This window comes from Affinirhizobium lemnae, from assembly GCF_022968395.1.
In the GTDB taxonomy this organism is placed as follows: Bacteria; Pseudomonadota; Alphaproteobacteria; order Rhizobiales; family Rhizobiaceae; genus Neorhizobium; species Neorhizobium lemnae.
This window is the reverse complement of record NZ_JALJQZ010000026.1, coordinates 20736-45080: the sequence shown is the minus strand read 5'-3', so window position 1 is coordinate 45080 and position 24345 is coordinate 20736. Positions and strand designations below refer to the sequence as shown.

Genomic DNA, 24345 nt, shown 5'->3' with positions numbered 1-24345 from the left:
ACACAAACCGCATAGGGAAGGACCACAAGATGCGCGTTTATTACGATCGGGATGCTGATCTTAACCTCATCAAGTCGAAGAATGTCGTTATTGTCGGCTACGGTTCGCAGGGTCGCGCACACGCGCTGAACCTCAAGGATTCCGGCGCCAAGAACGTGGTCATCGCCCTGAAGGCCGGTTCGCCGACCATCAAGAAAGCAGAAGCCGATGGCTTCAAGGTCATGACCGTTGCAGAAGCTGCCGCCTGGGCTGACCTTCTGATGATGGCAACGCCAGACGAACTGCAGGCAGACATATACAAGGCTGACATTGCTGGCAACATTCGCGACGGCGCTGCAATCGCTTTTGCGCACGGCCTGAACGTTCACTTTGGCCTTATCGAGCCGAAGAGCTCGGTTGACATTGTCATGATTGCTCCGAAGGGCCCTGGCCATACGGTTCGTGGCGAATATCAGAAGGGCGGCGGTGTACCGTGCCTGGTTGCCGTTCACCAGAACGCTTCCGGCAATGCGCTTGAACTCGCTCTCTCCTACGCGTGCGGCGTTGGCGGCGGTCGTTCGGGCATCATCGAGACCAACTTCAAGGAAGAGTGCGAAACTGACCTCTTCGGCGAACAGGTTGTTCTGTGCGGTGGTCTTGTCGAACTGATCCGTGCCGGTTTTGAAACGCTGGTTGAAGCCGGTTATGCGCCGGAAATGGCCTATTTCGAGTGCCTGCATGAAGTGAAGCTGATCGTGGACCTTATCTACGAAGGCGGTATTGCCAACATGAACTACTCCATCTCCAACACGGCAGAATGGGGCGAGTACGTGACCGGCCCGCGTATCATTACGGCTGAAACCAAGGCTGAAATGAAGCGTGTTCTCCACGACATCCAGACCGGCAAATTCACCTCTGACTGGATGCAGGAATACCGTTCGGGTGCAGCGCGCTTCAAGGGTATTCGCCGCATGAACGATAGCCACCAGATCGAAGAAGTCGGCACCAAGCTGCGCGCCATGATGCCGTGGATTGGCAAGAACAAGCTGGTCGACAAGTCGGTCAACTAAAAAAATGCCGACCCCCGGAATCGCTTGTGTGCCTTTGGGCGGCGCGGGGGTCGGTATCCTTCCGAGGGAAAGTCGGCAGCTCATCTGCATGGACTTTTGCTTCTACCGGATTTTTCGGCGGGCGCAGAGTGTTTGAACAGATTTCAGGTCGCCGTTAGAAGTTGCTATGCGTCGTTTGTTTCTGCATCGGATGCGGCTTCGATCACCTCAACCCGGTTTCGGCCTCGCTGCTTTGCTCGATAGAGAGCGAGATCTGCACGCGCCAGAAGGGTTCGTGGGGCTACCCTGTTCTGGACTTCAGTCGTCGCGATGCCCAGGCTGATAGTGATATGTACTTCTTCACCATGTACCGGTATCGGCATGCGACACACCAATTCGCGCAAAGCTTCAGCTATGTTGCGCGCTTCGCTGGCCTTGGTTCCTGGCAAGATGAGCGCGAATTCTTCACCGCCGTAGCGAGCCGCCAGTTGCCGGGTGTCTGTCAGCATGGCTCTTGCGCAGCGACTGATGATTTCCAGACATTGATCTCCCGCCTGGTGTCCATGCGTATCGTTGAATGATTTGAAGCGATCTACATCGAAGAAAATCAAAGAGACAGGCTCTAAGGTGCCTGCATCGGGCGAGCAATAAAGTTCCAGATGCAGATCAAAAGCGCGGCGGTTCGCCAAACCCGTCAGCCCGTCCGTCAACGCTGCCTTCCGCAGTGCCTCATTCGCTTCGGAAAGATCGTCATTGGCCTTCGCAAGCTGCGCCAGGAGATGATCCTTGTCTTTCTGTGCCTGCCACTCGCGGAACCGCATTGCTATTAGATTGCGCATATGACCGGCCTGAAATGCAATGAAAAGAACCGCCGCTGGCGCAACGACCCAGTCTCCATTCCACGCGGATGTAGACACCACCATTATGACCAGCACAAGCGTCTGCAGGATCAGGGGCAAAGGTGCCATGAATGCACGCGCGGTTGCCGACTGGATGATGACGCAGGCGATTGTCAACGTCAGGTATTTCACCTGATCCGGCGCCGAGACAATCAGCAGAGAGAGGGAGGTGCCCCAGGCAAGGCCGGAGACCAAAGCGGATACAAAGAAGAGCCGAGTCCAATAATGCTCCCTGTCGGTGTAGCTCGAATTGAGATAGTGTCGATGAATTGCGATGCGGAAGGCAATGTGCACGATCATGATTGCTACCGCTACCGCTTCTGCTTCTGCTTCTGTCGCGAAGCGATCACCGCCGAGCCAGACAGAATAGACGGCGCACACAATGATGGCCATGCCGGCGATGAGATGCGGCCACGGCAAGAACAGCTCGTCCAGCATGTCCCGGATTAGCAATTTCGCTTTTGGGCAGTTGTATAAGGTAATCTGGAGAATGTCCGGCCAGGTGTGTCTCATGATCACCGCATATAATTGGATACGCATGAATCTTATGCATCTTCTCTCAAGAAACCATTAGCGTCTTGTGCGTTCAGGGCTCTTCACACGAGCTAAGATTTTCTGCTAGGGAACGTGCTGTTTGGGAGGTTTCGTGCTCGCTGAATGAGGAGAAAGAGGCGAGCAAACAATACCTTAAGCATTACGTCCAGGGGTCGTCGGATATTCGATAGGTCAGTATTGCTGACCTATCGAATATGTTGTACAAAATTTGACAACGAAACGAAATAAGAGGAAACATCGGTGCTCGATTGGGATCATATTTTTGCGACACGCTCCACGCGTATGCGCGCTTCTGAAATTCGTGAACTGCTCAAGCTTCTTGAGCGACCGGACATCATCTCGTTCGCCGGAGGCATTCCAGATCCGGCGCTCTTCCCCGATGCAGCCTTCAAGGATGCTTATGCTGAAATCTTTTCCAGCGCGCAGGTGAATGCAGCGCTTCAGTACTCGGTCAGTGAAGGCTATAAGCCGCTGCGGGAATGGCTTGTCGGCCAGATGAAGAAGATCGGCATTGAATGCACGGTCGACAATGTTTTCATCACCTCCGGTTCGCAGCAGGCGCTCGATTATCTTGGCAAGCTCTTTTTGTCACCGAAGGATACGGCTCTCGTGACCTGGCCGACCTATCTGGGTGCCTTGCAGGCGTTCAACGCCTATGAGCCGTATTACGATCAGTTGAACCCGAATGGCAACCGTACGCCCGATACCTATCGCGAACAGGCTGCCAAAAATGGGGGCGCGGTCAAGTTTGCCTACCTCTCGGCCGATTTTGCAAATCCCACCGGCGAAACTGTCGACCGCCAAGGGCGTGAGAAGGTTCTCGATCTGGCGGACGAACTGGATATTGCCGTGATCGAGGACGGTGCCTACCAGTCGCTGCGCTACAATGGCGAGCCGGTTTCTCCGCTACTTGCCATCGAGATCGCGCGCAAGGGAAGTATCGAAAATACACGGACGATTTATTCTGGCAGCTTCTCCAAGACCTTGGCTCCGGGCCTTCGCGTCGGCTTCGTCGTCGCGAACATGAGCGTTATTCGCAAGCTTGTCCTGATGAAGCAGGCTGCCGATCTCCATTCGTCAACGATCAATCAGATTGCGATTGCCACTGTTGCGGAACGCATCTTCGACGATCAGGTCGCCAAGATCGGCGCGGCTTATAGTGCGCGTCGCGATGCTATGCTGGCCGCGTTGGACAAGTATATGCCAGTAGGCACAAGCTGGACCAAACCCGAGGGTGGAATGTTCATCTGGGTAACCCTTCCGAAGGGTCTCGATGGTGCTCAACTGCTGGCACGGTCAATCGAAACAGAAAAGGTGGCTTTCGTTCCGGGACAGGCATTCTTCGCGGATCGTTCCGGCGAAAACACCCTTCGCCTGTCCTTCTCATGCGCGAATGAGCAGATGATTGAGGAAGGTATCCAACGTCTGGGCCGCCTGATCCGGAGCGCGGAAGTCAAGGCGGCTTGAACGTTTCCTGATTATCGGTTTTTACGGCCTCGCGAGCGATTGCGGGGCCTCTTTTTATGCTGCTATCTCTGGCATATGACTGATTCAAATCCGAACTCGATCGATTTCCCTTCGCCGCCTCTCCAGGCCTTCCCGATTTCAGCAGTTGATGTGATCGTGGAGGATGGTCCGCATTCTCTTTGGGAGGCACACCACGCCGAGATAGAGGCACAGTGGGCGCTTGAGAAGCAAGCCAATCACCACTTATTCGACGGTCCCATCCTGCTGCAGGAGACCATCACCCAGCAGGATGACCGGCTTTTGGCGACAGCCAGGATGACGCGCTTCTCGACGCTGCTCTGGTGGCGTCGCCAGCAAGACCGCGCAAAGATCCGGTTGCTGTTCGGCGCGGCAATTCCTGTATCCACAGATGGCTCCGCGATCCTCATCCGCATGGCGGCGTACACGGCGAATGCCGGGCGCATCTGTTTTGCCGCCGGATCGCTTGATCCCTCGGATGTTGTCGATGGATATTGCGACGTCATGGGCAGCATGAACCGCGAGCTCAGGGAAGAAACGGGCCTTGATGTATCGCAGGCGACGGGTCTAGGCCAATTGTCTGCGGCCTATTCGAACGGCCGTTGCATCGTCTTTAGGGCGGTTTACTTGCCCGGGAGCGATGCAGAGATCCTGGACCGTGTGACTGTTCATATGAATAGCGAAACCTTGTCCGAGATTGATGCGGTCTATGCCGTCAAACCGGACTCCTGGTCTTCGCTCGCCAATTCCATGGACGATCTCACGCGTGTCGCGGTTCAATCTGTTTTCTCTGGAAGATAACGTTCACGGGTTGAACACGGCGGAGGTTTCGGACAGTTTGTCGACCAACTTGCAGCGAGCAGCCCGTTGGGTTCGCGGATGTCAGGAGGCTTCATCTTGGTTTTGCGTTACGTAGTGTACGATGTCTTCACCGACCAGCGTCTGGCTGGAAATCCTCTGGCGGTCGTTTTCGGGGGCGATGATTGGTCTACCGAAAAGATGCAGGCGGTTGCGGGTGAAATGAACCTGTCGGAGACGGTTTTCGTTCACAAGGCAGAGAATCCCGCCCATGCTGCAAAGCTGAGAATCTTCACGCCAGGACGTGAGTTGCCTTTCGCTGGACATCCGACAGTGGGTACTGCCATTGCGCTGACAGAGATGAACCGCTCTGATTCTGCACCCACGCTCGATACGGTGTTCATGCTGGAAGAGACTGTCGGACCGGTTCGTTGCGCCGTCAGCCTTTCCGAAGGCCAGGCCGGATTTGCGGAGTTCGACCTGCCGAGAAAGCCCGCGCCGATCGACCTCAATCTTGATCGCCAGGGATTGGCGGATGCGCTTGGCCTGAAGCTATCTGATCTGGGTTTCGAGAATCATGTTCCGTCGGTCTGGAGCGCGGGCGTTCCCTTCCTCATGATGCCCGTCCATAATCTCGCTGCAGTTCAATCGCTGGAATTTGATGCGGGTCTTTGGGAGCGCGCCGCCCCCTTTGTGGAGGGGCGCTTGACCTCTGCCTATGTCTATTGTCGGGCTGGCGTACACCATGCTGCCAAATTCCATGCACGTATGTTTTCCCCAGACATGGGAATCCCCGAAGATCCTGCGACTGGCGGTGCTGTCGCTGCCATGGCCGGCGCGATCCACCATTTCGATGCATTGCCCGATGGGAACCATCCGATCCTGATCGAGCAGGGCGTCGAGATGGGCCGTCCGTCCTATATTCACCTGCACATTGACATCAAGGATGCCGAGATATTCCGGGCCAGGATCGGCGGACAAGCGGTCAGGATCGCCTCGGGTGAACTGTTCCTGTAGCGCGGTTCCAACGGCGCGCTGCCAAAATCGGATAAAGCTCAAGTTTTTTCGGAACCTAATCTCGTGACGACCGTTATGGCGGACCGAGCGGGAGAAGGTTAATGAAAAGTACAGCCACAGGTCCAATGCGCAGCGCGACCGCCCGCTCTCGTGCTGTTTTCAGCCACGCATACCTGTCGGAGTACGTGCAAGGGCGATCTCGTCAATGATTTCGATCATCTAGCCAGTTTTGCGTCACGAGTCGTCGTGCCCGCATTTTGCTGCGGGTTTGTTCGCCAAAGGCGATCCATATCAAAGATCACTGAACAGGAATGTTGTAGGCGAGCCCGTGCGTGCCGCCAAAGTGGTCTTATCACATGCAGTGCAGGAGAAGTTATGATCAGGAGTGAAACGAGGCGGAATCAGGAGCCTTTGAACTCGGAGGATCTGGCGAAGTGCCAGCAGGTTTTCGAGCGTTTGAAAGCGGAGATTTGCCCTCTCGATGATCAGGAAGAGACCAATCGTCTCGCAGCAATCACCATCGAGCTTTATCGGCAGGGTGTTCGCAGTGAAGACCAGCTTCGTGAAATGGTGGCCGCGGCGCGCGGCCACTGAGGCGCCGGTGTCAAATGTTGGCTCGCTGTACCAGCAGCGGGCTATTTTTTTGTCTTGAAAACCTTGCCGATGCGACCACGCGGAGGCGGCTCTGCATGGTGACAGAGTAGACCGTGCCACTATCCCAGACTATTCCTGACCTTTAAAACTTGAAACGAAGATGAGTTTTCGTTTCAGAAGATTGAGGAGCAGGCATGCGATCTATTCCGGGTGCAGAAGAGGTTATTTCGTCGCAACTCAATGCCTATAACCGCAAAGACATAGACGAGTTCATGCGCTGGTGGGCAGATGACTGCCACTATCTTGCGTTTCCGAATGACACTTTGTGCGTGGGACGAGCAGATATCCGCAAGCGGCACATCGAGCGCTTCCTGGAGCCGGACCTGCACGGAGAACTCCTGTCGCGCATTGTGATGGGAAATACTGTCGTTGATCATGAGTTGGTGACCCGCAATTTCCCCGAGGGCAAAGGTCAGGTCGAGGTCATTTGCATCTACGAAGTTCAGGACGGCAAGATTGCCAAAGCCTGGTTCAAGATGGGTGAGCGTAGACTGTTCTGATCAGCCTTTGCAGTTCGCGACGTGCCCACGACGACACGCAGCGTCGCATCCCTATTGCCGTTTACGTAAACTGCGGTTTATAACATGCGCATTGAAAAAATCGATCTTGGGAGGACCGATGCCAATTCCTGCGCAACTTCGCGACCTGCGTTTGCCCGTCGTCGCTGCACCCATGTTTCTGGCTTCGGGTCCCGATCTCGTTGTTGAAACCTGCAAGGCCGGGCTGCTGGGAACGTTTCCCGCGCTGAACCAGCGCACGACCGATGGGTTTGTCGCCTGGCTCGACGAGATCCGGACCGGACTTGCTGATACGCCGCATGCGGCTCCGTTTGGTGTCAACCTCATTGTCCATCGCTCAAATCTGCGGATTGAAGCCGATCTGCGTGCTGTGGTGGAGCACAAGGTTCCGGTTGTCATCACATCGCTCGGCGCGGTGCCGGATGTCGTCAATGCCGTCCACTCCTATGGGGGGCTTGTGTTTCATGACGTGATCAATCGCCGGCATGCAGAAAAAGCTGCGGAAGCCGGTGTCGATGGCATTATTGCTGTCTGTGCAGGGGCGGGCGGGCACGCGGGCACGATGAGCCCATTCGCATTGATCCCCGAGATCCGCTCATTCTTTTCCGGCACCATCCTGCTTTCTGGCGCCATGAGCACCGGGGCGCAGATTGCCGCTGCTCGCTTGATGGGCGCGGACCTCGCTTACCTCGGAACGCGCTTCCTGGTGACCAAAGAATCCATGGTCAGCGACGACCAGAAGGTCATGACCCGGAATGCCGCGGCTGGGGATATCATCTACACAGATGCAATTTCCGGCGTGAACGCCAATTTCCTGCGCCAGAGCATTGTTGCGGCTGGTCTCGATCCAAGCAATCTCGTGTCGCATGGCCCCATGGACATGGCAAACGAAGCCAAGGCCTGGAAGAATGTCTGGTCTGCGGGGCAGGGTGTTGCCTCAATCGATGATATTCCATCCGTGTCCGAACTGTGCAGCCGTCTGATTTCCGAATACGAGGCATCAATGGCCAGCGCTTGTGAGGATCCGTTTTTGCGGCGGAGATAGACTTTTTAAACAAAAGGCCATCGCCACGCGCTCACTGAAGCGCAACCTGCCAAAGCACGTAAAGGTGAACGCTTCTGCCGTTGTTTTGCCATCGTGATAGGACCAGATCGGTAGCAGGCAGACGCATTTGCTCTGCCTGCCGGGGGCCGTTCAGGGTGCCCCGACTTCGAAAGGAGTAACGGATCATGAAGAAAATTATCGCTGCCGGTTTCGCATTCGTCATCGGTATCAGCACACTCGCCTTTGCCGCCGATCTCAGCCATGCGAGTGAAGGTCGCCTCAGCATCAATATGGTTGGCACAACCGTTGCGCAGACCGTTCGTGACGGCGGGGAGAAGTATGCTGAGACCTTTGTAGTTCAGCCGGACCACACGCTGAAGCTGGTCGATCGAACGGAAATCGCCGATCAATAATGTCCGAGGCGGTGAGGACTTCTCATCGCCTCTCGAGACCATCATCCGGGCAGCAAAAAGCCCCCAGAGCGTTCGCCAGGGGGCCATGCATCATCAGCAATATCTAGCTCCAACGGCATCATGCCGAAGGGCGCATTCCGATTAACGGAAAGAACGCGAAGCGACGTTGCGGATATCGTAGCGTGTCAGACCAATGTCAGACAGAGCTTGAGAAGAAAGGCCGCTCAGTTCGTTCATTGTGCGGCGGTAGCTGATCCAGCTCTTTGCGAGGCGAATCGGGTTCATTGTCGTAATCCTTAGCTTTGGTTTGGCCCGGCGCTGTTCGCCTTGGCTATGGATCTCTTATACATTCTCTCATTAGTACATTGCAGTGCAAAAAGCGGGCGACTGCTATGCATTTGTGCACTGTGATGCTAAATTTTGCATCTTCGCTGTTTTAATGAGCAGTAAAATAACGGGCGGCGCTGCGATCTGCCCATAAAAAAGCCCCCCTTCCGGGAGGCTATTTATAGCGTAGCAGGTGCTAAAACGTTGTGGACAGATCGCCCAGAAATCCTAGATGCCAACAGCGTTACGAGCAACGCGACGGATGTCCGAGCGGCCAATGCCAAGGTCAGTCAATTCGCGGTCCGACATGCGGCCGAGTTCGGTTACGGTCTGACGATACTTGCGCCAGTTGTTAAGCGAGCGTGCGATGTTCATGGCCCTATCCTTCCTGATTAGGTGAGGCGGTTGATCGCCTCTCAATCGATTAAGTTCAGTATATGCTGCGGTGCAAAAAAGAACAGTGCTCGCTCCGTATGCCACCCATGCGCTAAACGCATGCATCCGCCAAATTTGTTAGGATTTGTGGCGAAAAAGTGGGCAATTTGCCTGAGCGAATGCATTATGGATGCTCTGAAACGCATAACGCCTGCCGGGGGAGGAGGACCGGCGGCGTCATGGGGGTTGGCCGGCGAATGGGAGGAGGTCGCTAGGCCATTGCGACGATCGTATGGGAGGAGGACAAGCGATCAGCCGAAGCACATGGGCTCAAGGCCCGTTGTTGAACAATCTTATACGCGGAGGCTGTTGGATTGTGCAGCGCGATATGCGTATAGAAGGCATGCCTCAGATGCATGGCCAGGTGATTTCAGGTAGATGAGGTCTCTAGAATGTTACACCCGATGAAATCTGGGGGTTTGGTGCGATCACCACGATCTTTGTCATTTTTCCTTTGCGTGGCAGAAAAACGGTTGTTATAGAGACGCGCGCTCCGGAAGGCCTCTGCGAGGATTTCGACGCGGTTTTGGGGCGCGGGTATGGTGAAATTGGTAGACACGCCAGATTTAGGTTCTGGTGCCGCAAGGCGTGGGAGTTCAAGTCTCTCTACCCGCACCAAAAAGATCGCGCAGTCTGTCGCCGGAAGCTCGTTGGCTTATCGGCGCATGAGACCCCAGCGCAACGAGATTGCATAAAAGCCACGACCGGCGAGACCGGCGTCGTGCTCATGAAACCACGGCAGTGTGAGCACCGCCGCATGAATATGAAGGTATGACAATGCAGGTTATCGAAACGCTCGCTGAAGGGTTGAAGCGCGAAATCAAGGTCGTGATCCCGGCCAAGGACATGGAACAGCAGATGAACGAGCGCCTGGCTGATGCCAAGGACAAGGTTCGTATCAACGGCTTCCGTCCGGGCAAGGTGCCGGTTGCTCACCTGAAGAAGATGTACGGCAAGTCGATCATGGCCGAGCTGGTCAACGAGATTGTTCGTGACCGTCCAAGTGCGATTCTCTCCGAGCGCGGCGAAAAGTCTGCGACCCAGCCAAGCATCAAGATGACAGAGGATGAGGCGGAAGCCGAGAAGATCCTCTCCGCTCAGGCCGATCTGGAATTCACGCTTTCCTACGAAGTCATTCTGCCGATCGAACTTCAGCCGACCAAGGGTATCAAGGTCACGCGCGAAGTGGTTGAAGTTTCGGAAGACGAAGTCAACGAACAGATCGAGAAGATCGCTGAAAGCGCTCGCTCCTTTGAAAAGAAGGACGGTGCTGCTGAGAACGGCGATCGCGTAACCATGAACTACCTCGGCAAGGTCGACGGCGTCGCATTCGACGGTGGCGCTGCCGAAGATGCTGATCTGGTTCTCGGTTCCAACCGGTTCATCCCGGGCTTCGAAGACCAGCTCGTCGGCGTCAAGGCCGGCGATGAAAAGACCATTACGGTTACGTTCCCGTCGGAATACCCGGCTGCCAACCTTGCTGGCAAGGAAGCAACCTTCGACATCACCGTGAAGGAAGTTGCTGCTCCGTCCGCCATCGAACTCAACGATGAACTGGCTTCCAAGCTGGGCGTCGAATCCCTTGAGAAGCTCAAGGAAATCGTTCGCGGCCAGATCGAAGGCCAGTACGGCAACGTAACGCGCCAGAAGGTCAAGCGTCAGATCCTCGACCAGCTGGACGAACAATACAAGTTCGAAACACCTGCTTCGCTGGTTGATGCCGAGTTCGAAAACATCTGGCGTCAGATCAACACCGATCTGGCTCAGTCGGGCAAGACCTTCGCCGACGAAGACACGACTGAAGAAGAAGCCCGCGAAGAGTATCGCAAGCTTGCCGAGCGTCGCGTCCGTCTGGGTCTGGTTCTCTCCGAACTGGGCGAAAAGGCTGGCGTTGAAGTGACCGAAGAGGAAATGCAGCGCGCGCTTTACGCACAGCTTCAGCAGTTCCCGGGCCAGCAGCGCGAGATCCTCGATTACTTCCGCAACACGCCGGGTGCAGCTGCTTCGCTCCGCGCTCCGATCTTCGAAGAAAAGGTTATAGACCAGCTCCTGAGCGAGATCGACGTAACGGACAAGACCGTTTCCAAGGAAGAGCTTCTGGCCGACGACGAAGAAGACGCTGAAGGCGCTTCCAAGGCGGACAAGAAGAAGGCTGCTCCGAAGAAGAAGGTTGCCAAGGCAGAAGCTTCTGAAGGCGCTGAGGGCGAAGAAGCTCCGGCTCCGAAGAAGAAGGCCGCTGCCAAGAAGAAGGCTGCCGAAGGCGACGCCGAGTAATCTGCGCCTCGCAAGCTTGCAATTCAAACAGTCCCCGGTGGCAACGCCGGGGATTTTTGTTTTTTGGTTTGAGTTTACTATAGATGTGCAGCGCTTCATGCAGCAGTCTGGAGCTGGTTCTGCCACTAACCGCGCATGCGCCCGCCGGTTTACTTATTGTAGACGCGTTCGAGCGTACGCGAACTGATCTGAGCTAAATAAATTCGAAGAAAGTGCGGACCGAAAACGGGGCTCACCAACTCATGATGAGTAGGGGGTCCGCGAGCCCCTGACCGACGTCATGTCGGCTTCGGCTTGATAGCGTCTGTGTTTGACGCTTCTCAAGTATCGACTAACTTTCCCGCAGCCAAAGCTGATTGGTTCCTTAACGAAAGGTAAAAGCCTGTCCCGATTTGACGTATGCAGTCCTCAATCGACCAGCCGAACTCCCAGGCTTCATAAAGGAGTGAGGTCTCGTCTTCCAGTTCACCCGCATTTCGATTTGATTTGTAGGGGTTTTCTGTCCGATGAGACCCGAGGATGCGTGCCCGTGACCCGCGTTCCTGACAGTCGAGGATTGATTCAAGATTCATTAGCGTATCCTACATAGCGCCGCGCATCCGTATGTATGCCCCCTTGCTCTCCCATTCCTTTCAGATGCCTGCCGCCCCAACCCAGGTCCGAATCGGGCAGACACATCGACATCTCAATGCGTGCTTCTATGAAACCTGTTAACCAATCACAAGTGTGATTTATTAGGAGCAGGCTTTAGTCCTTTCGTGGACAAAAGATAGACGAATCAATGAGTTCATGCTTCAACACAGTTTTCTGAAATGCGGAACAATCGAGCGATCTCCTGATTTGGTCTCTGGAGATAAAGGCACCACCATGACTCGATTTTGTTTCAGATTTCGTGATGAGGTAGGCCAGGAGACGGAAGAAGTTGAACTGGAGCTTCCGTCTTGCCTGGCAGCGATTAAGGAGGCTTCTCGCATCCTGATCGATATGGCACGCGACGAGATACGCGATCGAACCGACTTTCACCTGTCGCTTATCGTGCGCGAGGAAAGTGGTTTGTCCATCGTCGAAAGCAGCTTGCGATATAGTGCAAAGCGGCTGTGCGAAGATACGTCTCAGCCGTCCATAGCTGAACCGGGCGGTATTGGCAATGAAGGCAGCGAATAGTGTAGCTGCCTTCGCTGTCATACCGCTAGCGGTCAGATGCCGAGACTAAATGTTGGACCGCTCTTCCTGCCGCAGTTGCAGGAACATTGTTGCGAGCGGTGGAAGGGTCAGAATAATTGATTGCGGCTGTCCATGGCTGGGTACAGGCTCGCTCCAGACCTCTACATTCCCGTGATTGCTGCCACCGTAGACCGCAGCGTCGCTGTTCAGGATCTCTCTCCAGCATCCTGAAACGGGGACACCGATGCGGTAGCCGGTTCGCGGGACGGGCGTGAAGTTCGATACAGCCACAACTTGGTTATTGCCGCTCCTGTCTGTCCGCAGCATTGCGAAGATCGAGTTTTCGGCATCATCTCCGACGATCCAGTCAAACCCCTCCGAATGCAGATCGCCGAACTGGAGGGCTGCGTTGTCGCGATAGATCGTGTTCAGGTCTCTGACGAGGCGTTGAAGTCCGGCATGCTGCGGATCATCCAGAAGATCCCAGACTACAGAGCCATCGTGATTCCATTCGGTTTTCTGGCCAATTTCACTCCCCATGAACAGCAGCTTCTTACCTGGATGCGCCCACATGAAGCCGAGATAGGCGCGCAGGTTTGCCAGTTTTTGCCATTCATCACCCGGCATCTTGCCAAGCAGGGAGCCTTTTCCATGCACCACCTCATCGTGCGAGATCGGCAGCATGAAACGCTCCGAGTAGGCGTAGACCATGCCGAAGGTCATCATGCCGTGGTGATATTTGCGGTAGATCGGCTCGTTCTGCATGTAATGGAGCGTGTCGTGCATCCAGCCCATGTTCCACTTGAAATCGAAGCCAAGGCCGCCTTCTTCCACCGGGCGGGTTACGCCTGGCCAAGCGGTGGATTCCTCGGCGACTGTGAAGGCATGTGGGCATCGCTGATGGATGATGCTGTTGAGATGCTTGAAGAACTCGACCGATTCAAGGTTCTCCCGTCCGCCATATTTGTTCGGAATCCATTCCCCGGCCTCTCGCGAGTAATCCCGATACAGCATCGAGGCGACGGCATCGACGCGCAAGGCATCGATGTGGAAGTGCTCCAGCCACTCCATGGCGCTTGCAATCAGGAAACCCTTCACCTCATTGCGCCCGAGATTGTAGATCAGCGTATTCCAGTCCTTGTGGAAGCCTTCCCGAGGATCTTCATGCTCATAGAGCGCGGTTCCGTCGAAGCGTGCCAAACCCCAGACATCCGTGGGAAAGTGCGCAGGTACCCAATCCAGAACGACACCGATACCATGAGCGTGGCAGCGGTCGACGAAATAGGCGAGATCTTCGGGCGTACCGTATCGGCCGGTCGGAGCGAAAAGACCGAGTGGCTGGTAGCCCCATGATCCGCCGAAGGGATGCTCCATGATTGGCAGCAGTTCAATGTGCGTGAAACCAAGGTCTGCCACATAGGGCACCAGTCTCTGGCTGAGTTCTATCCAGTCGAGCCAGCGGTTGCCTTCTTCCGGGATACGTACCCACGAACCAAGATGGACTTCGTAGACAGACATCGCCCCTTCGCCAGAACGGCGCTCAGCTGCCTTCTGCATCCAGTCGTCGTCCGACCACTGGAACGGCTTGCTGGAGGCGACGATGGATGCGGTTGCGGGGGCCGCTTCGCTGGCGCGTGCAACCGGGTCGGCCTTCTGCGGAAGAAGGTTGCCGTTTCGATTGACGATCTCGAACTTGTAGCGATCCCCCGGGCCAATCCTTGGTATGAACAGCTCCCAGATGCCTGCCTCACGGCGAAGGCGCATGGGGTTGCGTCTCCCGTCCCAAGAATTGAAGTCGCCGACCACGGATACCCGCCGTGCATTGGGCGCCCAGACCGAGAAGCGAACGCCGGATATGCCATCCACTTCCATAGCGACCGCCCCAAGAGTGCGGCCCAGGGCGTAATGCGTCCCCTGAGCGATGAGATGGAGATCAAGCTCCCCCAGCAGCAGAGGAAAAGCGTAGGGATCTTCTGTTGTCTGATCGGCCTCTGGCCAATGTATATTGAGCGCATAGGCGGCACCGACCGGAACCGAATCTGCGAAGAGGCCCGCGGGGTGGATCAGGTGCATCCGGGCCAGCACGCGACCGCTGGCCGTTTCCACCAGATCCACGCCCTCAGCGCCCGGGAAAAAGGCCCGGACGATCCGTGCACCAGGCCCATCATGCGGCCCGAGGATGGAAAACGGGTCGCCATGTTGTCCGGCTATCAAGGCCTCGATAGCATAGGGGTCAAGACCGGCTGTCAATTCGGAGCGTTCGATGTTCATGCTGATCTTTCTGACAATCTTTCAACGATGGCCGCGAAGCCGCAGAGCGGGATGGGCAACCATTTGGGGCGGTTGCGGGCCTCGTAGGCGATTTCGTAGGCTGCCTTCTCCAGAAGGTAGAGATCGAGCATCTGCTGGCGCTTCACCGGATCGAACTGGAGGTTCTTCGAATTGCCGATTGCCTGCAGATACTGCTCTAGGAAAAGCTGCTCAGCTTCTTCCACAAAGCGGCGGATAACTTCGCCGCGCTCTGGTGTGTGTGTCTCTGCCACAGCTTCGGTTTCCAGTTCCGCCGTTGCCGCGAGATAGCTGAGCGAGCGCAGCAGGCCTGCCACGTCACGCAAGGGAATCGTCTTTGCGCGGCGATGCGCGAGGCTTCGGGCCGGTTCGCCCTCGAAGTCGATGATGTAGGCATCATCCTCTGCAACGAGAACCTGGCCGAGGTGGAAGTCACCGTGATTGCGAATCATCATGGCACCTTCGGCCGAGCGCGAAAGTTGATGGGCCAGATCCAGCAGGTGCTGCCGTTCAGCCAAGAGAGGGCGTACCATGGCAGCAACATTGGGCTCCAGTTGGTCTACGTCCTCTTCGAGAATGGCAAGCGCCCTCTCGATCTGGCCGACTGCGCTGTCGCGCCAGATGTCGCAGTTTTCCTCGAGCGCGGGCAGAGGAACGAAGTTTTCGTCGTCTGTGTCCTGTGCCAGAGCGGCGTGAAGCTCCCCCAGACGCTGGCCAAGTGTCGCGGTAAAATTGATCAATGGACGCGTGAGATCTGCCTGCGCATCCGCGTCCGGCTGGCTTATGGCAATGTCGTCCAGGACGCGGCGAAGGTTGGTCAGCATCCATGTCCAGGCGTCGCCCTGATTGCGGATGGCGCCTTGCACGATCATCAGCGTGAAGCGTTCGCCATCCGGCGAGGTGCGAACAACCTCTCCCAGAAGCGGCGCGGTGTTCTTGTAACCAACCTGTGTCAAGTAGCGCGTCATCTCCGCTTCCGGGTGGATGCCGGGCGATATGTGTCGGATAAGCTTCAGCATGGCCATGTCTGCGATGATGAGGCTGCTGTTGGATTGCTCGGCCGACAGCCACCGCACGGGCAGATCATCCGAAATGCTCATGCAATCGAGTTGATCCGTGCCGATGAATTCCAGCGTCCCAGTTCTTCCCGAGATGGTGGAGCGCTCGCACAAGCCACGAAGGACGCCTCGCGCCATTGCTTCGACGCTGAAACCATCCGTCAGGAAACCGACGCGCCGACCCTGACGTATGCGCGCCAGTGCAAGCTGCTGTGACAGTGCCGATGGCGCAAGATCGTCCCAGACAGGCGTGAGCGGAACCAGATAGGTCTCCGTGTGACCTTCCAGTTCGGCTTCCAATTCTCCCAGCAGAATATTGTGTGTGGTACCCATAGGCGTTGCAGAGACCAGACGCGCCTGCTTCAGCCTCTCGCCCTTCGAGCCAAACCAGCGGCGCTTTGCCAGATATTCCGGCAGAATCGAGCGCGAGAGGCTTTCCGAAAGCCGGGGCTCGTCAATCAGTTCCGTCAGGTCGCGGCGGATAACCAGCGTCTGAAGGTCTGGCATCTGCTGCGGCGGCTCTGTACGCCAGGCTGGACCGTCTGCTTCTGCTACCAGCTGGAACCAGTAGAAGGAAAACGGCGGGAGCGTCAGAAGATACGTCAGCTGACCGATGGGCGGGAAGGGCGACATGCCGGTGAGTTCAATGGGTACTCGCCCTTCGAATTCGGCCAGATCCAGTTCCACGGCCTGCGGCAGGCGAGAAAGATTGGCGACGCAGAGAATTGTTTCGCCATTGTATTCGCGCAGATAGGCAAGAATCTTGCGATTGCCCGGGGTGAGGAAACGCAAGGAACCGCGACCGAAGGCTGGATGGCGACCGCGCAGGGCCAACATGCGGCGGGTCCAGTTCAGCAGCGAATGCTGGTCCACGCTCTGTGCTTCGACGTTGAGCGCTTCGTAGCCGTAGAGGGGGTCCATGACGGGGGGCAGAACAAGCCGCGCGGGATCTGCGCGTGAGAAGCCACCATTTCGATCCGGTGACCACTGCATAGGCGTGCGCACGCCATCACGATCTCCGAGATAGATGTTGTCGCCCATGCCGATTTCATCGCCATAGTAGAGCACTGGCGTTCCCGGCATGGAGAGCAGCAACCCGTTCATCAGTTCGACGCGGCGCCGGTCCCGCTCCATCAGGGGAGCAAGACGGCGGCGAATGCCGAGATTGATGCGGGCGCGGCGGTCCGCTGCGTAGGTATTCCAGAGGTAGTCGCGCTCCTCGTCCGTCACCATTTCGAGCGTCAGCTCATCATGGTTGCGCAGGAAGATGGCCCATTGGCAGTTTTCCGGGATCTCCGGGGTCTGCCGCATGATATCTGTAATGGGGAAGCGGTCTTCCTTCGCGATCGCCATATACATGCGCGGCATCAGCGGGAAATGGAACGCCATGTGACACTCGTCACCCTCGCCAAAATATTCGCTCGTATCCTCCGGCCACTGGTTCGCCTCCGCCAGCAACATCTTTCCCGGATGCGTCGCATCGAGTGCAGCGCGAATCTTCTTCAGGATGTCGTGCGTCTCGGGCAGGTTCTCGTTGATCGTGCCCTCGCGTTCAACGAGATAGGGAATTGCGTCAAGACGGAAACCGTCGATGCCGGTTTCCAGCCAGAAGCGCATGACATTCAGCAGCTCTTCCAGAACCTGCGGATTGTCGAAGTTCAGATCAGGCTGATGCGAGTAGAACCGATGCCAGTAATAGGCGCCCGCCACGGGATCCCAGGTCCAGTTCGACTTCTCGGTATCGAGGAAGATGATCCGTGTTTCGGGAAATTTCTGATCCGTGTCTGACCAAACGTAGAAATCGCGTTCCGGGGAACCCTCCGGCGCATTTCGCGCGCGCTGAAACCAAGGATGCTGGTCCGATGTATGGTTGATGACGAGCTCGATAATGACGCGGATATTGCGGCTGTGAGCAGCCGCCACGAATTCGCGGAAGTCATCCATCGTGCCGTAGTCCGGGCTGACTTCTCCGTAATCGGCAATGTCATAACCATCGTCGCGACGCGGGGACGGGAAAAAGGGCAGGAGCCAGATCGCTGTCGCGCCGAGTGATGCGATGTGATCGATCTTTTCGGTCAGGCCGCGAAAATCCCCGATCCCGTCGCCATTGCTGTCGTAGAAGGATTTGACGTGCAATTGGTAGATAATGGAATCCTTGTACCAGAGCAGGTTCTGGTCGGACTGCTGTCCATGGGGGGTCTGCATCATGTCCACGGTTACGCTCCCTGTTCCTATCGCACGCGCCAGATCGAGAAGGGCAAATGCGGCTCCAGCCGCAGATGCTGCCACTTGCCGGTCAGCGAAAATTTCTGACCGCCGATCAGATCTTCCAGGTTAAGCGTGCCATGGTCCGGTAGGTTCCATGCCCAAAGCGGTATCTCTACATCTGCCTCCTGCGCATGGTGTGGATCCAGGCTCACCCCAATCAGCAGGACGTTGTCTCGGGAAGGGTTCGACTTCTCATAGAAGATGATGTTGTCGTTGAACGCGATCAGCTGGCGTAGGCCGAGATGGGAATGCAGAGCCGGGTTTTCGCGACGGATGCGGTTCAGCAGTGCGATCTCACCCTTGATGTTGCCGGGGCGATCGTAATCCCAGGCCCGGATCTCGTATTTCTCCGAATCCGCATACTCTTTGCGCTTTACATCGGGGCGGCCTTCGCAAAGCTCAAACCCGTTATAGACGCCCCAGAGACCGGAGAGGGTCGCTGCCAGCGCCGCACGGATGAGATACGCCGGACGCGGGGCGTTCTGCAGGAAGTCCGGATTGATATCATGCGTGTTGACGAAGAAGTGGGGGCGGAAGAAATCCTTTGGCGCTTCCGTCGTGATCTCGCGCATGTAGGTTTCCAGTTCCCACTTTGTGTTGCGCCAGGTGAAGTAGGTGTAGGATTGCGAGAAGCCGACCTTCGCCAGCCGGTACATCACCTTGGGGCGCGTGAAGGCTTCCGACAGGAAGATGACGTCTGGGTGCCGGTTGTGAATATCGGCAATCAGCCATTCCCAGAAGGGGAAGGGCTTTGTATGCGGGTTGTCGACGCGGAACAGCTTGACGCCCTGGTCAACCCACTTCTGCACGACATCGCGCAGTTCGATCCATAGCCCCGGCACCGCGTCCTTTGCGTAGAAATCGACATTGACGATGTCCTCGTATTTCTTCGGCGGGTTCTCGGCATAGCGCACGGTGCCGTCCGGCCGCCAGTCAAACCAGCCTGGATGCTCCTTCAGCCAGGGGTGGTCGGGGGATGCCTGAATCGCCAGATCAAGCGCGATTTCCAGACCATGACGCCTGGCGTCCTCCACCAGTCGGCGGAAATCGTCAAAGGTACCCAGTTCAGGGTGAATCGCATCATGGCCACCAGCCTCCGAGCCGATGCCATACGGGCTGCCGGGGTCGTTCGGTCCCGCGATCAGCGAGTTATTCCGCCCTTTGCGGTTGGTCTCTCCGATCGGGTGAATGGGCGGAAAATAAAGAACGTCGAAGCCCATGTCCCGGATGGCAGGCAGACGCTTGATCACGTCATCGAATGTGCCGTGGCGATTGGGATCTCCACTCTGTGAGCGAGGGAAGATCTGATACCAGCTTGCGAACGCTGCGCCTTTCCGTTCCACCTCTACAGGCATTGGCGCAGAGCGAACACGGTGAGGCCGGCTGTCTGCCTTTGCCATCAGTTCAGCAGTGTCAGGTGTCAGCAGAATGGAAGTCCGGACCTGCTCGTTCCCTCCGATCAGTCTGGCTGCCAAATCTTCCAGATCCTGCCGCAAGCAACCCTCCGCACGGTCCCGGGCCGCTTGCACAAGCAGTATTCCCTCTTGAATTTCGAGTTTCAGATCCAGCCTCGCTTCGTGCTTTTTGCCGAACTCATATCGAAAGATCTGAAACGGGTTTCGCCAGGTTTCGACCGCGAATTCATGACGCCCCATGCGCTGCGGGGCGAACTCTGCCTGCCAACGGTCGTTGAGGACGAGGCGCATGGGAACCTCTGTCCAGCCTTCTTCATCAGCGGCACGCCAGAAAAGCGCAGCAGAGATCGGGTCATGCCCATCGCCGAAGAGATCGGCCTCGACGGTGATGGTCTCGCCCGCAATGCGCTTGATGGGGAACCGACCTCCATCCACCGTCGGCGTGATGTTTTCGATCGCAAGGCGCGGGCTTTGTGCTGCTTCAGCAGCATTCGCAACGTTCAGGACACCCGTTATCAGTTGCGATGTGTGTCCTTCCAGAATGCGAAGCTCAGCGGGCTTCAGCAGTTTAAGCTGCGTCGCCTCGACGGTTGAATTGCTTGCGTCTCGGAGCGGCAGGAAGCCTGAAGCTGCTTCCTGCACGGCGCCAAGCGGTGCCTTTGCCGGGCGGCGAAAATCGGTGTTCGCCAGCACGACGCTGACACGGCTGGAGACGCGAAGATCTTCCTGATCCGACTGGAGGAGGGCCAGCGTCTGGCTTTTGCCGGTTGAAACGAGATGCAGGTAGGGTGCTGGGGCTGGTTTCCGCTGTTCAAGCGCGTGGTTTGCTTGACGGATCTCCCTTTGCAGATCGTAGCGTGAGGCCGCCCTCAATCGTCGCAACCCTTGACCTGATCCATGGGTCGGATCCAGAGGCACGGGGTCTCCGAATTCGAAACCCATGGGGATCATCAGTCCTTGACCCAAAGTCTCAGCCAGCGAAAGACGAAGCTTTGCGCGGCGCAGGCGGATTTCGACACTATCGATGCCGTGCGCTACGCGTTTGCCATAGGGCGCTTCGGGAAAGGCAATCTGAGCACCTAGGTTTCGTTGAATTGCATGCTCCTCAAGAAACCAGCGCTCTTGAAGATCCCACCATGCGAGCGATGAAAAGCAGCCTGCAAACGTTTTGTCCGCAAGCTGCTGACGCAGTGCAAAATCAGTTCCGGGCGTCCATGCGAGAAAATCGGCGTTTTCGCCAGCCACCGTCAGTCGGTTCCATACCGATAGAGGGAGGCGGTTCAGGCCGAGGCAGCGGAATCCTGAGATCCCGCTTTCCACGAGGGCACCAATCCGATCTTCCCAGCGCCGAACGTGCTGTTCCTGCGCGTCTGCTGCCAGTGAGGAGATCGATTGTCCGCCGGCTGTCAGCGGAGACAGGCGTGGATCCGAGACGGGGGCAGCCTCGCTGAACGGGGCAGCGATACGGTCTGGCACGATATCCATCATGAAACGCAGGCCTTTCGCGCGCGCCCTGCTTGTCAGTTCGCTCACCGCCTGCTTCAGATCCGTTGGCAGCCCCAGTAGACTATCAGCAGCGTCCAGGTCACTGGATACAAAAACACTGCCGCTCCGGGCTCGTTGTGAGAGCGGTGCCGAAAGTACGGTATCAAATCCCAGCTCGGCGGCATGAGTGAATATTTCCCGCCACTGATCCAGACCGTGGAGCGCCAAGGGGTGGACATAGTAAATCCTCGAAGGGCTCTTGTGTAGCGAGGTTTCTGTCTGAGCCTGAAGAGACTCGGAAGAGGATGCCGTATTCAATTGCATGGTGCTGCCTACCGTAATGACTGGGGGCCTAACGTTGCGGCTTCCGGCTTGTTCCTTGGGATTTTTTGGCAAGGGTCAGCAACATCAGTGCACGCCTCAGGCCACACGGAATGGCGGGTCTCGGCCCCACGCCTTTTCACTCGATCCATCGTGGCTCGCCGAACAAGCTGTGGATGGCGGAGATCCGATTGCGGTTTCGGCCACGGCCGTGAACAGGGTAAAGACGCCCTTAACGAAACCGTGAGACCTGTTTCGCTATGGTCCGAGGCACATGATTCAAGTTGTGAGGTGCAAACCATGGCCGCTGCATCAGGCAAGGCACGCCGCAAGCGTCGCAAATCCAGTACCGGCTCCAAAGCGCGTGGTGCCTTGTGGCCTTGGCTCGCAGCGCTGGCGGTGGTCGGTGGCGGGATCGCCATTTCCGAAAACATGCAGACGGTCCGGCGCTGGCTTCCGGCATCCTGGAACTTGAAGCCTGCAAGTGCGCCTGCGAACTCATCTGGCAAGGATACCGGTGGACCAATCCCGCCAGCCAACATTCCGGCGCCGACCACCAAGCCAGCGGGCGAACTGGCAAAGGTCGTGCCTGCCGATCTGGTTGGCAGAAGCTTCAGCGGAACCTTCTATTTTTGTGGCACCTCCGGCCTCGATAACTGCGTTGTCGATGGCGCCACCTTCTGGTTCCGCAAGCAGCAGATCCGGCTGGCAGATGTGTCAGCGCCACGAACGGAAGATGCGGCTTGCCCGCAGGAGCGCTCCAAGGGTTTCGCTGCCAAGGTTCGGCTGCGTGACCTGTTGAATGCCGGACCGTTCGAACTGACGGACTGGCCGAACAAGAACGAAGATGGCGCCGGACGACAATTGCGTGTCGTCATGCGCAACGGCTCATCGATCGGTCAACAACTCGTGAGGGAAGGGGTTGTGCATCGCGTAACGGAAATCTCCAAGCCCTGGTGTTGACGTTACGTGAGGTCAATTCAGCGCGGCTAAGCGTGCCGCAGCGATACATCACTTCAAATGAGGTGACCGTGTTTAGAATTTGAGAACCACTTCAGGCGATTGTGTGCAGGTACTTCAGTTGATTCGGGCGTTTCGCGTACAGGAGAGGTCATGACGCTTGCACATTTTCCCGCCGACCGGCGGATGGCGGATATACGGCGTTGTGCTCAGGTTCTGCTGAACCTTCATGGCGAGGAAGCCAATCACTACTGGCGCAGCCAGATGGCCGATTTCTCTGCCTGTCTCTCGCGGCTCGGCACCTCTGCGGAAGAGGTTTCCCATCAGGCGGGTCTTTTCATGAATGCTGTGCAGATGGAGTTGCAGCGCCTGTTCCTGGAAGAGGTTGACCAGGCCGCAGTGGACGCCCGCGCCTGAGCCTCAATACACATCGCTCTTTGAGCATCGATGAAAGCGCATGAAAGCAGACCTGTCAGGCTGCCATACGCTTTTTGTTTTCAGCAGTAGAAATAACGTTGAGTCCGAGACACATCAGGCTCTTCATGTAGTCCAAAATGGGTCGAGCATGCATGTAATCGGCGTGTCAGACGAGATATGGAAAATAAGCCAGACCTATGAAGGAACTGCGTGTTCTTCGTGGAGCGAGAACGCAAAGCGAACTCGCAAAGGTTTCCCGCTAGTAGGAAAAAAAGTTCATCATCAGCGTAATTATTTGAAATATTTGGTGGGTGATGTAGGGCTCGAACCTACGACCCGCTGATTAAGAGTCAGCTGCTCTACCAACTGAGCTAATCACCCATCCCCGTTAGCGCTTGGTGTTGTGCTCGCCGCCGGTGTGAAGGGGCGTATAACGAGGTCTTTTGAGCTTGTCTAGCGCCCTCTTGAAAAAAGTTAGATGCAGCTTGCAGAAAAATGGAGAGAGACCGCCATAACGCCCGAAAATCCGGGATTCTTCAACTCTAGAAAAAATGCAATTTCATCCCATCGAAAATTGTCTGTGGCTGCCTTACTGTTCGCTGCAACAGGAGAGCATGCATATGACGACACAAAACGATCTCGAAATTGTCGCCAGTCAGGAAAAACTGCTGGAGTTTGACCGCTTCGATCTGGCGCGCGCCTGGTCGCTGGGGTCGCGGTTGCGGGACATTGCCTCGGCACGGTCTCATGTCTTGGCCATTGATGTTCACATCAACGGCATGCAGGCATTCTTCACCAGCCTGCCGGGTGGCAAGCCGGACTTCGAGCATTGGATCCGCCGCAAGCGCAATCTTGTTTTGAGATTTCACCGTTCAAGCTATGCGATCGGTCTTGATCTGGCGCAGCAGCAAGCAACGCTTGAAAGCAAGTGGGGCCTGCCTGTTGCAGATTTTGCGCCTCATGGTGGCTGCGTTCCCATCAGGGTATCGGGGGTAGGCTGTATCGGCGCGGTGACTATTTCAGGATTGCCGCAACGGGAAGACCATAATCTCGCAGTCGAGGGACTGGCTCTGGAATGTGGCGTCTGGGACGATATCCCGAAATTACCCTAGCCACCAATGGAAAAGGCCGGACATTTGCCCGACCTTATCTTTCAAATCAGAACTGAGCGGTCCCCTATCGCCTGATAGCACGACCAACGGCAATGAGAATGCAAGCACCGATGAAGCCTGCGATCAAATAGCCGATCCAGCCGCCCAAGACGACCCCGAATACGCCCAGGATAGCGTTTGCAACAACGGCGCCGACGATACCGAGCAGAATGTTCATCAGAACGCCCATATTGCTCTTCATGAACTGCTCTGCCAACCAACCGGCGATGCCGCCGATGATGATTGCTGCGAGCCAGCCGATACCTGCGTTTTCCATGGACCTTACCCTCGTTTCGATGTTCGATGGCTGGTCAACGGCTTGTGATTGATTTTGTTCCCCGGTTTGTCTGTGCCTTAGTTCTGCCCGTT

21 protein-coding genes and 2 tRNA genes are annotated in these 24345 nt (G+C 56.5%); 14 read left to right on the top strand and 9 right to left on the bottom strand.

Annotation, left to right across the window (positions count from 1 at the left end):
• The first annotated feature begins 29 nt into the window (after positions 1-29).
• The gene (gene ilvC, locus MUU53_RS15690; protein ID WP_247261730.1) at positions 30-1049 is read left to right on the top strand and encodes a ketol-acid reductoisomerase; all 1020 of its coding nucleotides are present in this window, start codon (positions 30-32) and stop codon (positions 1047-1049) included.
• A 164-nt stretch (positions 1050-1213) separates the two neighbouring features.
• On the opposite strand, the gene MUU53_RS15685 is transcribed toward ilvC, so the two are convergent.
• Positions 1214-2440 (bottom strand): GGDEF domain-containing protein, encoded by a 1227-nt coding sequence (locus tag MUU53_RS15685; RefSeq protein WP_247261729.1) that lies wholly within the window; start codon positions 2438-2440, stop codon positions 1214-1216.
• A gap of 282 nt (positions 2441-2722) precedes the next feature.
• Between MUU53_RS15685 and MUU53_RS15680 the strand changes: the two genes are divergently transcribed.
• The 7 genes from MUU53_RS15680 to MUU53_RS15650 all read left to right on the top strand — a co-directional run bounded on the left by MUU53_RS15680 (position 2723) and on the right by MUU53_RS15650 (position 8412).
• Positions 2723-3949 carry an aminotransferase-like domain-containing protein gene (locus MUU53_RS15680; protein WP_247261728.1) on the top strand — a complete coding sequence of 409 codons (1227 nt, stop codon included), beginning with the start codon at positions 2723-2725 and terminating at the stop codon, positions 3947-3949.
• A gap of 75 nt (positions 3950-4024) precedes the next feature.
• A complete protein-coding gene (locus tag MUU53_RS15675; protein WP_247261727.1) occupies positions 4025-4768 on the top strand; it encodes an NUDIX hydrolase in 744 nt (247 codons plus the stop codon).
• Positions 4769-4846: 78 nt separating this feature from the next.
• Positions 4847-5782 carry a PhzF family phenazine biosynthesis protein gene (locus MUU53_RS15670; protein ID WP_377307196.1) on the top strand — a complete coding sequence of 312 codons (936 nt, stop codon included), beginning with the start codon at positions 4847-4849 and terminating at the stop codon, positions 5780-5782.
• 375 nt (positions 5783-6157) lie between these two features.
• Positions 6158-6376 carry a hypothetical protein gene (locus tag MUU53_RS15665; RefSeq protein ID WP_062554197.1) on the top strand — a complete coding sequence of 73 codons (219 nt, stop codon included), beginning with the start codon at positions 6158-6160 and terminating at the stop codon, positions 6374-6376.
• Positions 6377-6570: 194 nt separating this feature from the next.
• Complete coding sequence (locus MUU53_RS15660; RefSeq protein ID WP_247261725.1) at positions 6571-6936, top strand: nuclear transport factor 2 family protein; 366 nt, start codon at positions 6571-6573, stop codon at positions 6934-6936.
• A gap of 118 nt (positions 6937-7054) precedes the next feature.
• Positions 7055-7999 (top strand): NAD(P)H-dependent flavin oxidoreductase, encoded by a 945-nt coding sequence (locus MUU53_RS15655; RefSeq protein ID WP_247261724.1) that lies wholly within the window; start codon positions 7055-7057, stop codon positions 7997-7999.
• Between the two features lie 185 nt (positions 8000-8184).
• Positions 8185-8412 carry a hypothetical protein gene (locus MUU53_RS15650; protein ID WP_247261723.1) on the top strand — a complete coding sequence of 76 codons (228 nt, stop codon included), beginning with the start codon at positions 8185-8187 and terminating at the stop codon, positions 8410-8412.
• A 141-nt stretch (positions 8413-8553) separates the two neighbouring features.
• Here the strand turns inward: MUU53_RS15650 and MUU53_RS15645 are convergent, their stop codons facing one another.
• On the bottom strand, positions 8554-8697 hold the full coding sequence (locus MUU53_RS15645) for a DUF1127 domain-containing protein (RefSeq protein ID WP_082547149.1): 144 nt from the start codon (positions 8695-8697) through the stop codon (positions 8554-8556).
• A gap of 270 nt (positions 8698-8967) precedes the next feature.
• Positions 8968-9114, bottom strand: coding sequence for a DUF1127 domain-containing protein (locus MUU53_RS15640; RefSeq protein WP_082547150.1), 147 nt, complete (start codon positions 9112-9114; stop codon positions 8968-8970).
• A gap of 593 nt (positions 9115-9707) precedes the next feature.
• Between MUU53_RS15640 and MUU53_RS15635 the strand changes: the two genes are divergently transcribed.
• Positions 9708-9792: transfer RNA gene (locus MUU53_RS15635), tRNA-Leu, on the top strand.
• 159 nt (positions 9793-9951) lie between these two features.
• A complete protein-coding gene (tig, locus tag MUU53_RS15630; protein ID WP_247261745.1) occupies positions 9952-11448 on the top strand; it encodes a trigger factor in 1497 nt (498 codons plus the stop codon).
• A gap of 320 nt (positions 11449-11768) precedes the next feature.
• Here the strand turns inward: tig and MUU53_RS23380 are convergent, their stop codons facing one another.
• Entirely contained in the window at positions 11769-12020 is a 252-nt protein-coding gene (locus tag MUU53_RS23380) for a CrpP-related protein (protein WP_377307197.1), read from the bottom strand.
• Between the two features lie 217 nt (positions 12021-12237).
• Between MUU53_RS23380 and MUU53_RS15625 the strand changes: the two genes are divergently transcribed.
• The gene (locus MUU53_RS15625) at positions 12238-12612 is read left to right on the top strand and encodes a DUF6894 family protein (protein WP_247261722.1); all 375 of its coding nucleotides are present in this window, start codon (positions 12238-12240) and stop codon (positions 12610-12612) included.
• Positions 12613-12657: 45 nt separating this feature from the next.
• Here MUU53_RS15625 and glgB read toward each other — a convergent pair whose 3' ends face one another.
• From glgB to MUU53_RS15610, 3 genes are read right to left on the bottom strand one after another with little or no spacing between them, the layout of a single operon-like run.
• Positions 12658-14883, bottom strand: coding sequence for a 1,4-alpha-glucan branching protein GlgB (glgB, locus tag MUU53_RS15620; RefSeq protein WP_247261721.1), 2226 nt, complete (start codon positions 14881-14883; stop codon positions 12658-12660).
• On the bottom strand, positions 14880-18164 hold the full coding sequence (treS, locus tag MUU53_RS15615) for a maltose alpha-D-glucosyltransferase (RefSeq protein ID WP_247261744.1): 3285 nt from the start codon (positions 18162-18164) through the stop codon (positions 14880-14882). The genes glgB and treS overlap by 4 nt, the downstream gene beginning before the upstream one ends.
• Positions 18165-18190: 26 nt before the next feature.
• Positions 18191-21451 carry an alpha-1,4-glucan--maltose-1-phosphate maltosyltransferase gene (locus MUU53_RS15610; RefSeq protein ID WP_377307198.1) on the bottom strand — a complete coding sequence of 1087 codons (3261 nt, stop codon included), beginning with the start codon at positions 21449-21451 and terminating at the stop codon, positions 18191-18193.
• Between the two features lie 297 nt (positions 21452-21748).
• On the opposite strand from MUU53_RS15610, the gene MUU53_RS15605 reads away from it, so the two are divergent.
• Together MUU53_RS15605 and MUU53_RS15600 are read left to right on the top strand one after the other, a co-directional pair.
• Positions 21749-22411 carry a thermonuclease family protein gene (locus MUU53_RS15605; RefSeq protein ID WP_247261719.1) on the top strand — a complete coding sequence of 221 codons (663 nt, stop codon included), beginning with the start codon at positions 21749-21751 and terminating at the stop codon, positions 22409-22411.
• A gap of 150 nt (positions 22412-22561) precedes the next feature.
• Positions 22562-22825, top strand: a complete 264-nt coding sequence (locus tag MUU53_RS15600) for a DUF6074 family protein (protein WP_247261718.1) — start codon at positions 22562-22564, stop codon at positions 22823-22825.
• Positions 22826-23130: 305 nt separating this feature from the next.
• On the opposite strand, the gene MUU53_RS15595 is transcribed toward MUU53_RS15600, so the two are convergent.
• A tRNA-Lys gene (locus tag MUU53_RS15595) sits at positions 23131-23206 on the bottom strand.
• 239 nt (positions 23207-23445) lie between these two features.
• Between MUU53_RS15595 and MUU53_RS15590 the strand changes: the two genes are divergently transcribed.
• Complete coding sequence (locus MUU53_RS15590; protein WP_247261717.1) at positions 23446-23937, top strand: heme-degrading domain-containing protein; 492 nt, start codon at positions 23446-23448, stop codon at positions 23935-23937.
• Positions 23938-24001: 64 nt separating this feature from the next.
• Here the strand turns inward: MUU53_RS15590 and MUU53_RS15585 are convergent, their stop codons facing one another.
• Positions 24002-24253 (bottom strand): GlsB/YeaQ/YmgE family stress response membrane protein, encoded by a 252-nt coding sequence (locus MUU53_RS15585; RefSeq protein WP_247261716.1) that lies wholly within the window; start codon positions 24251-24253, stop codon positions 24002-24004.
• Positions 24254-24345 lie beyond the last annotated feature (92 nt).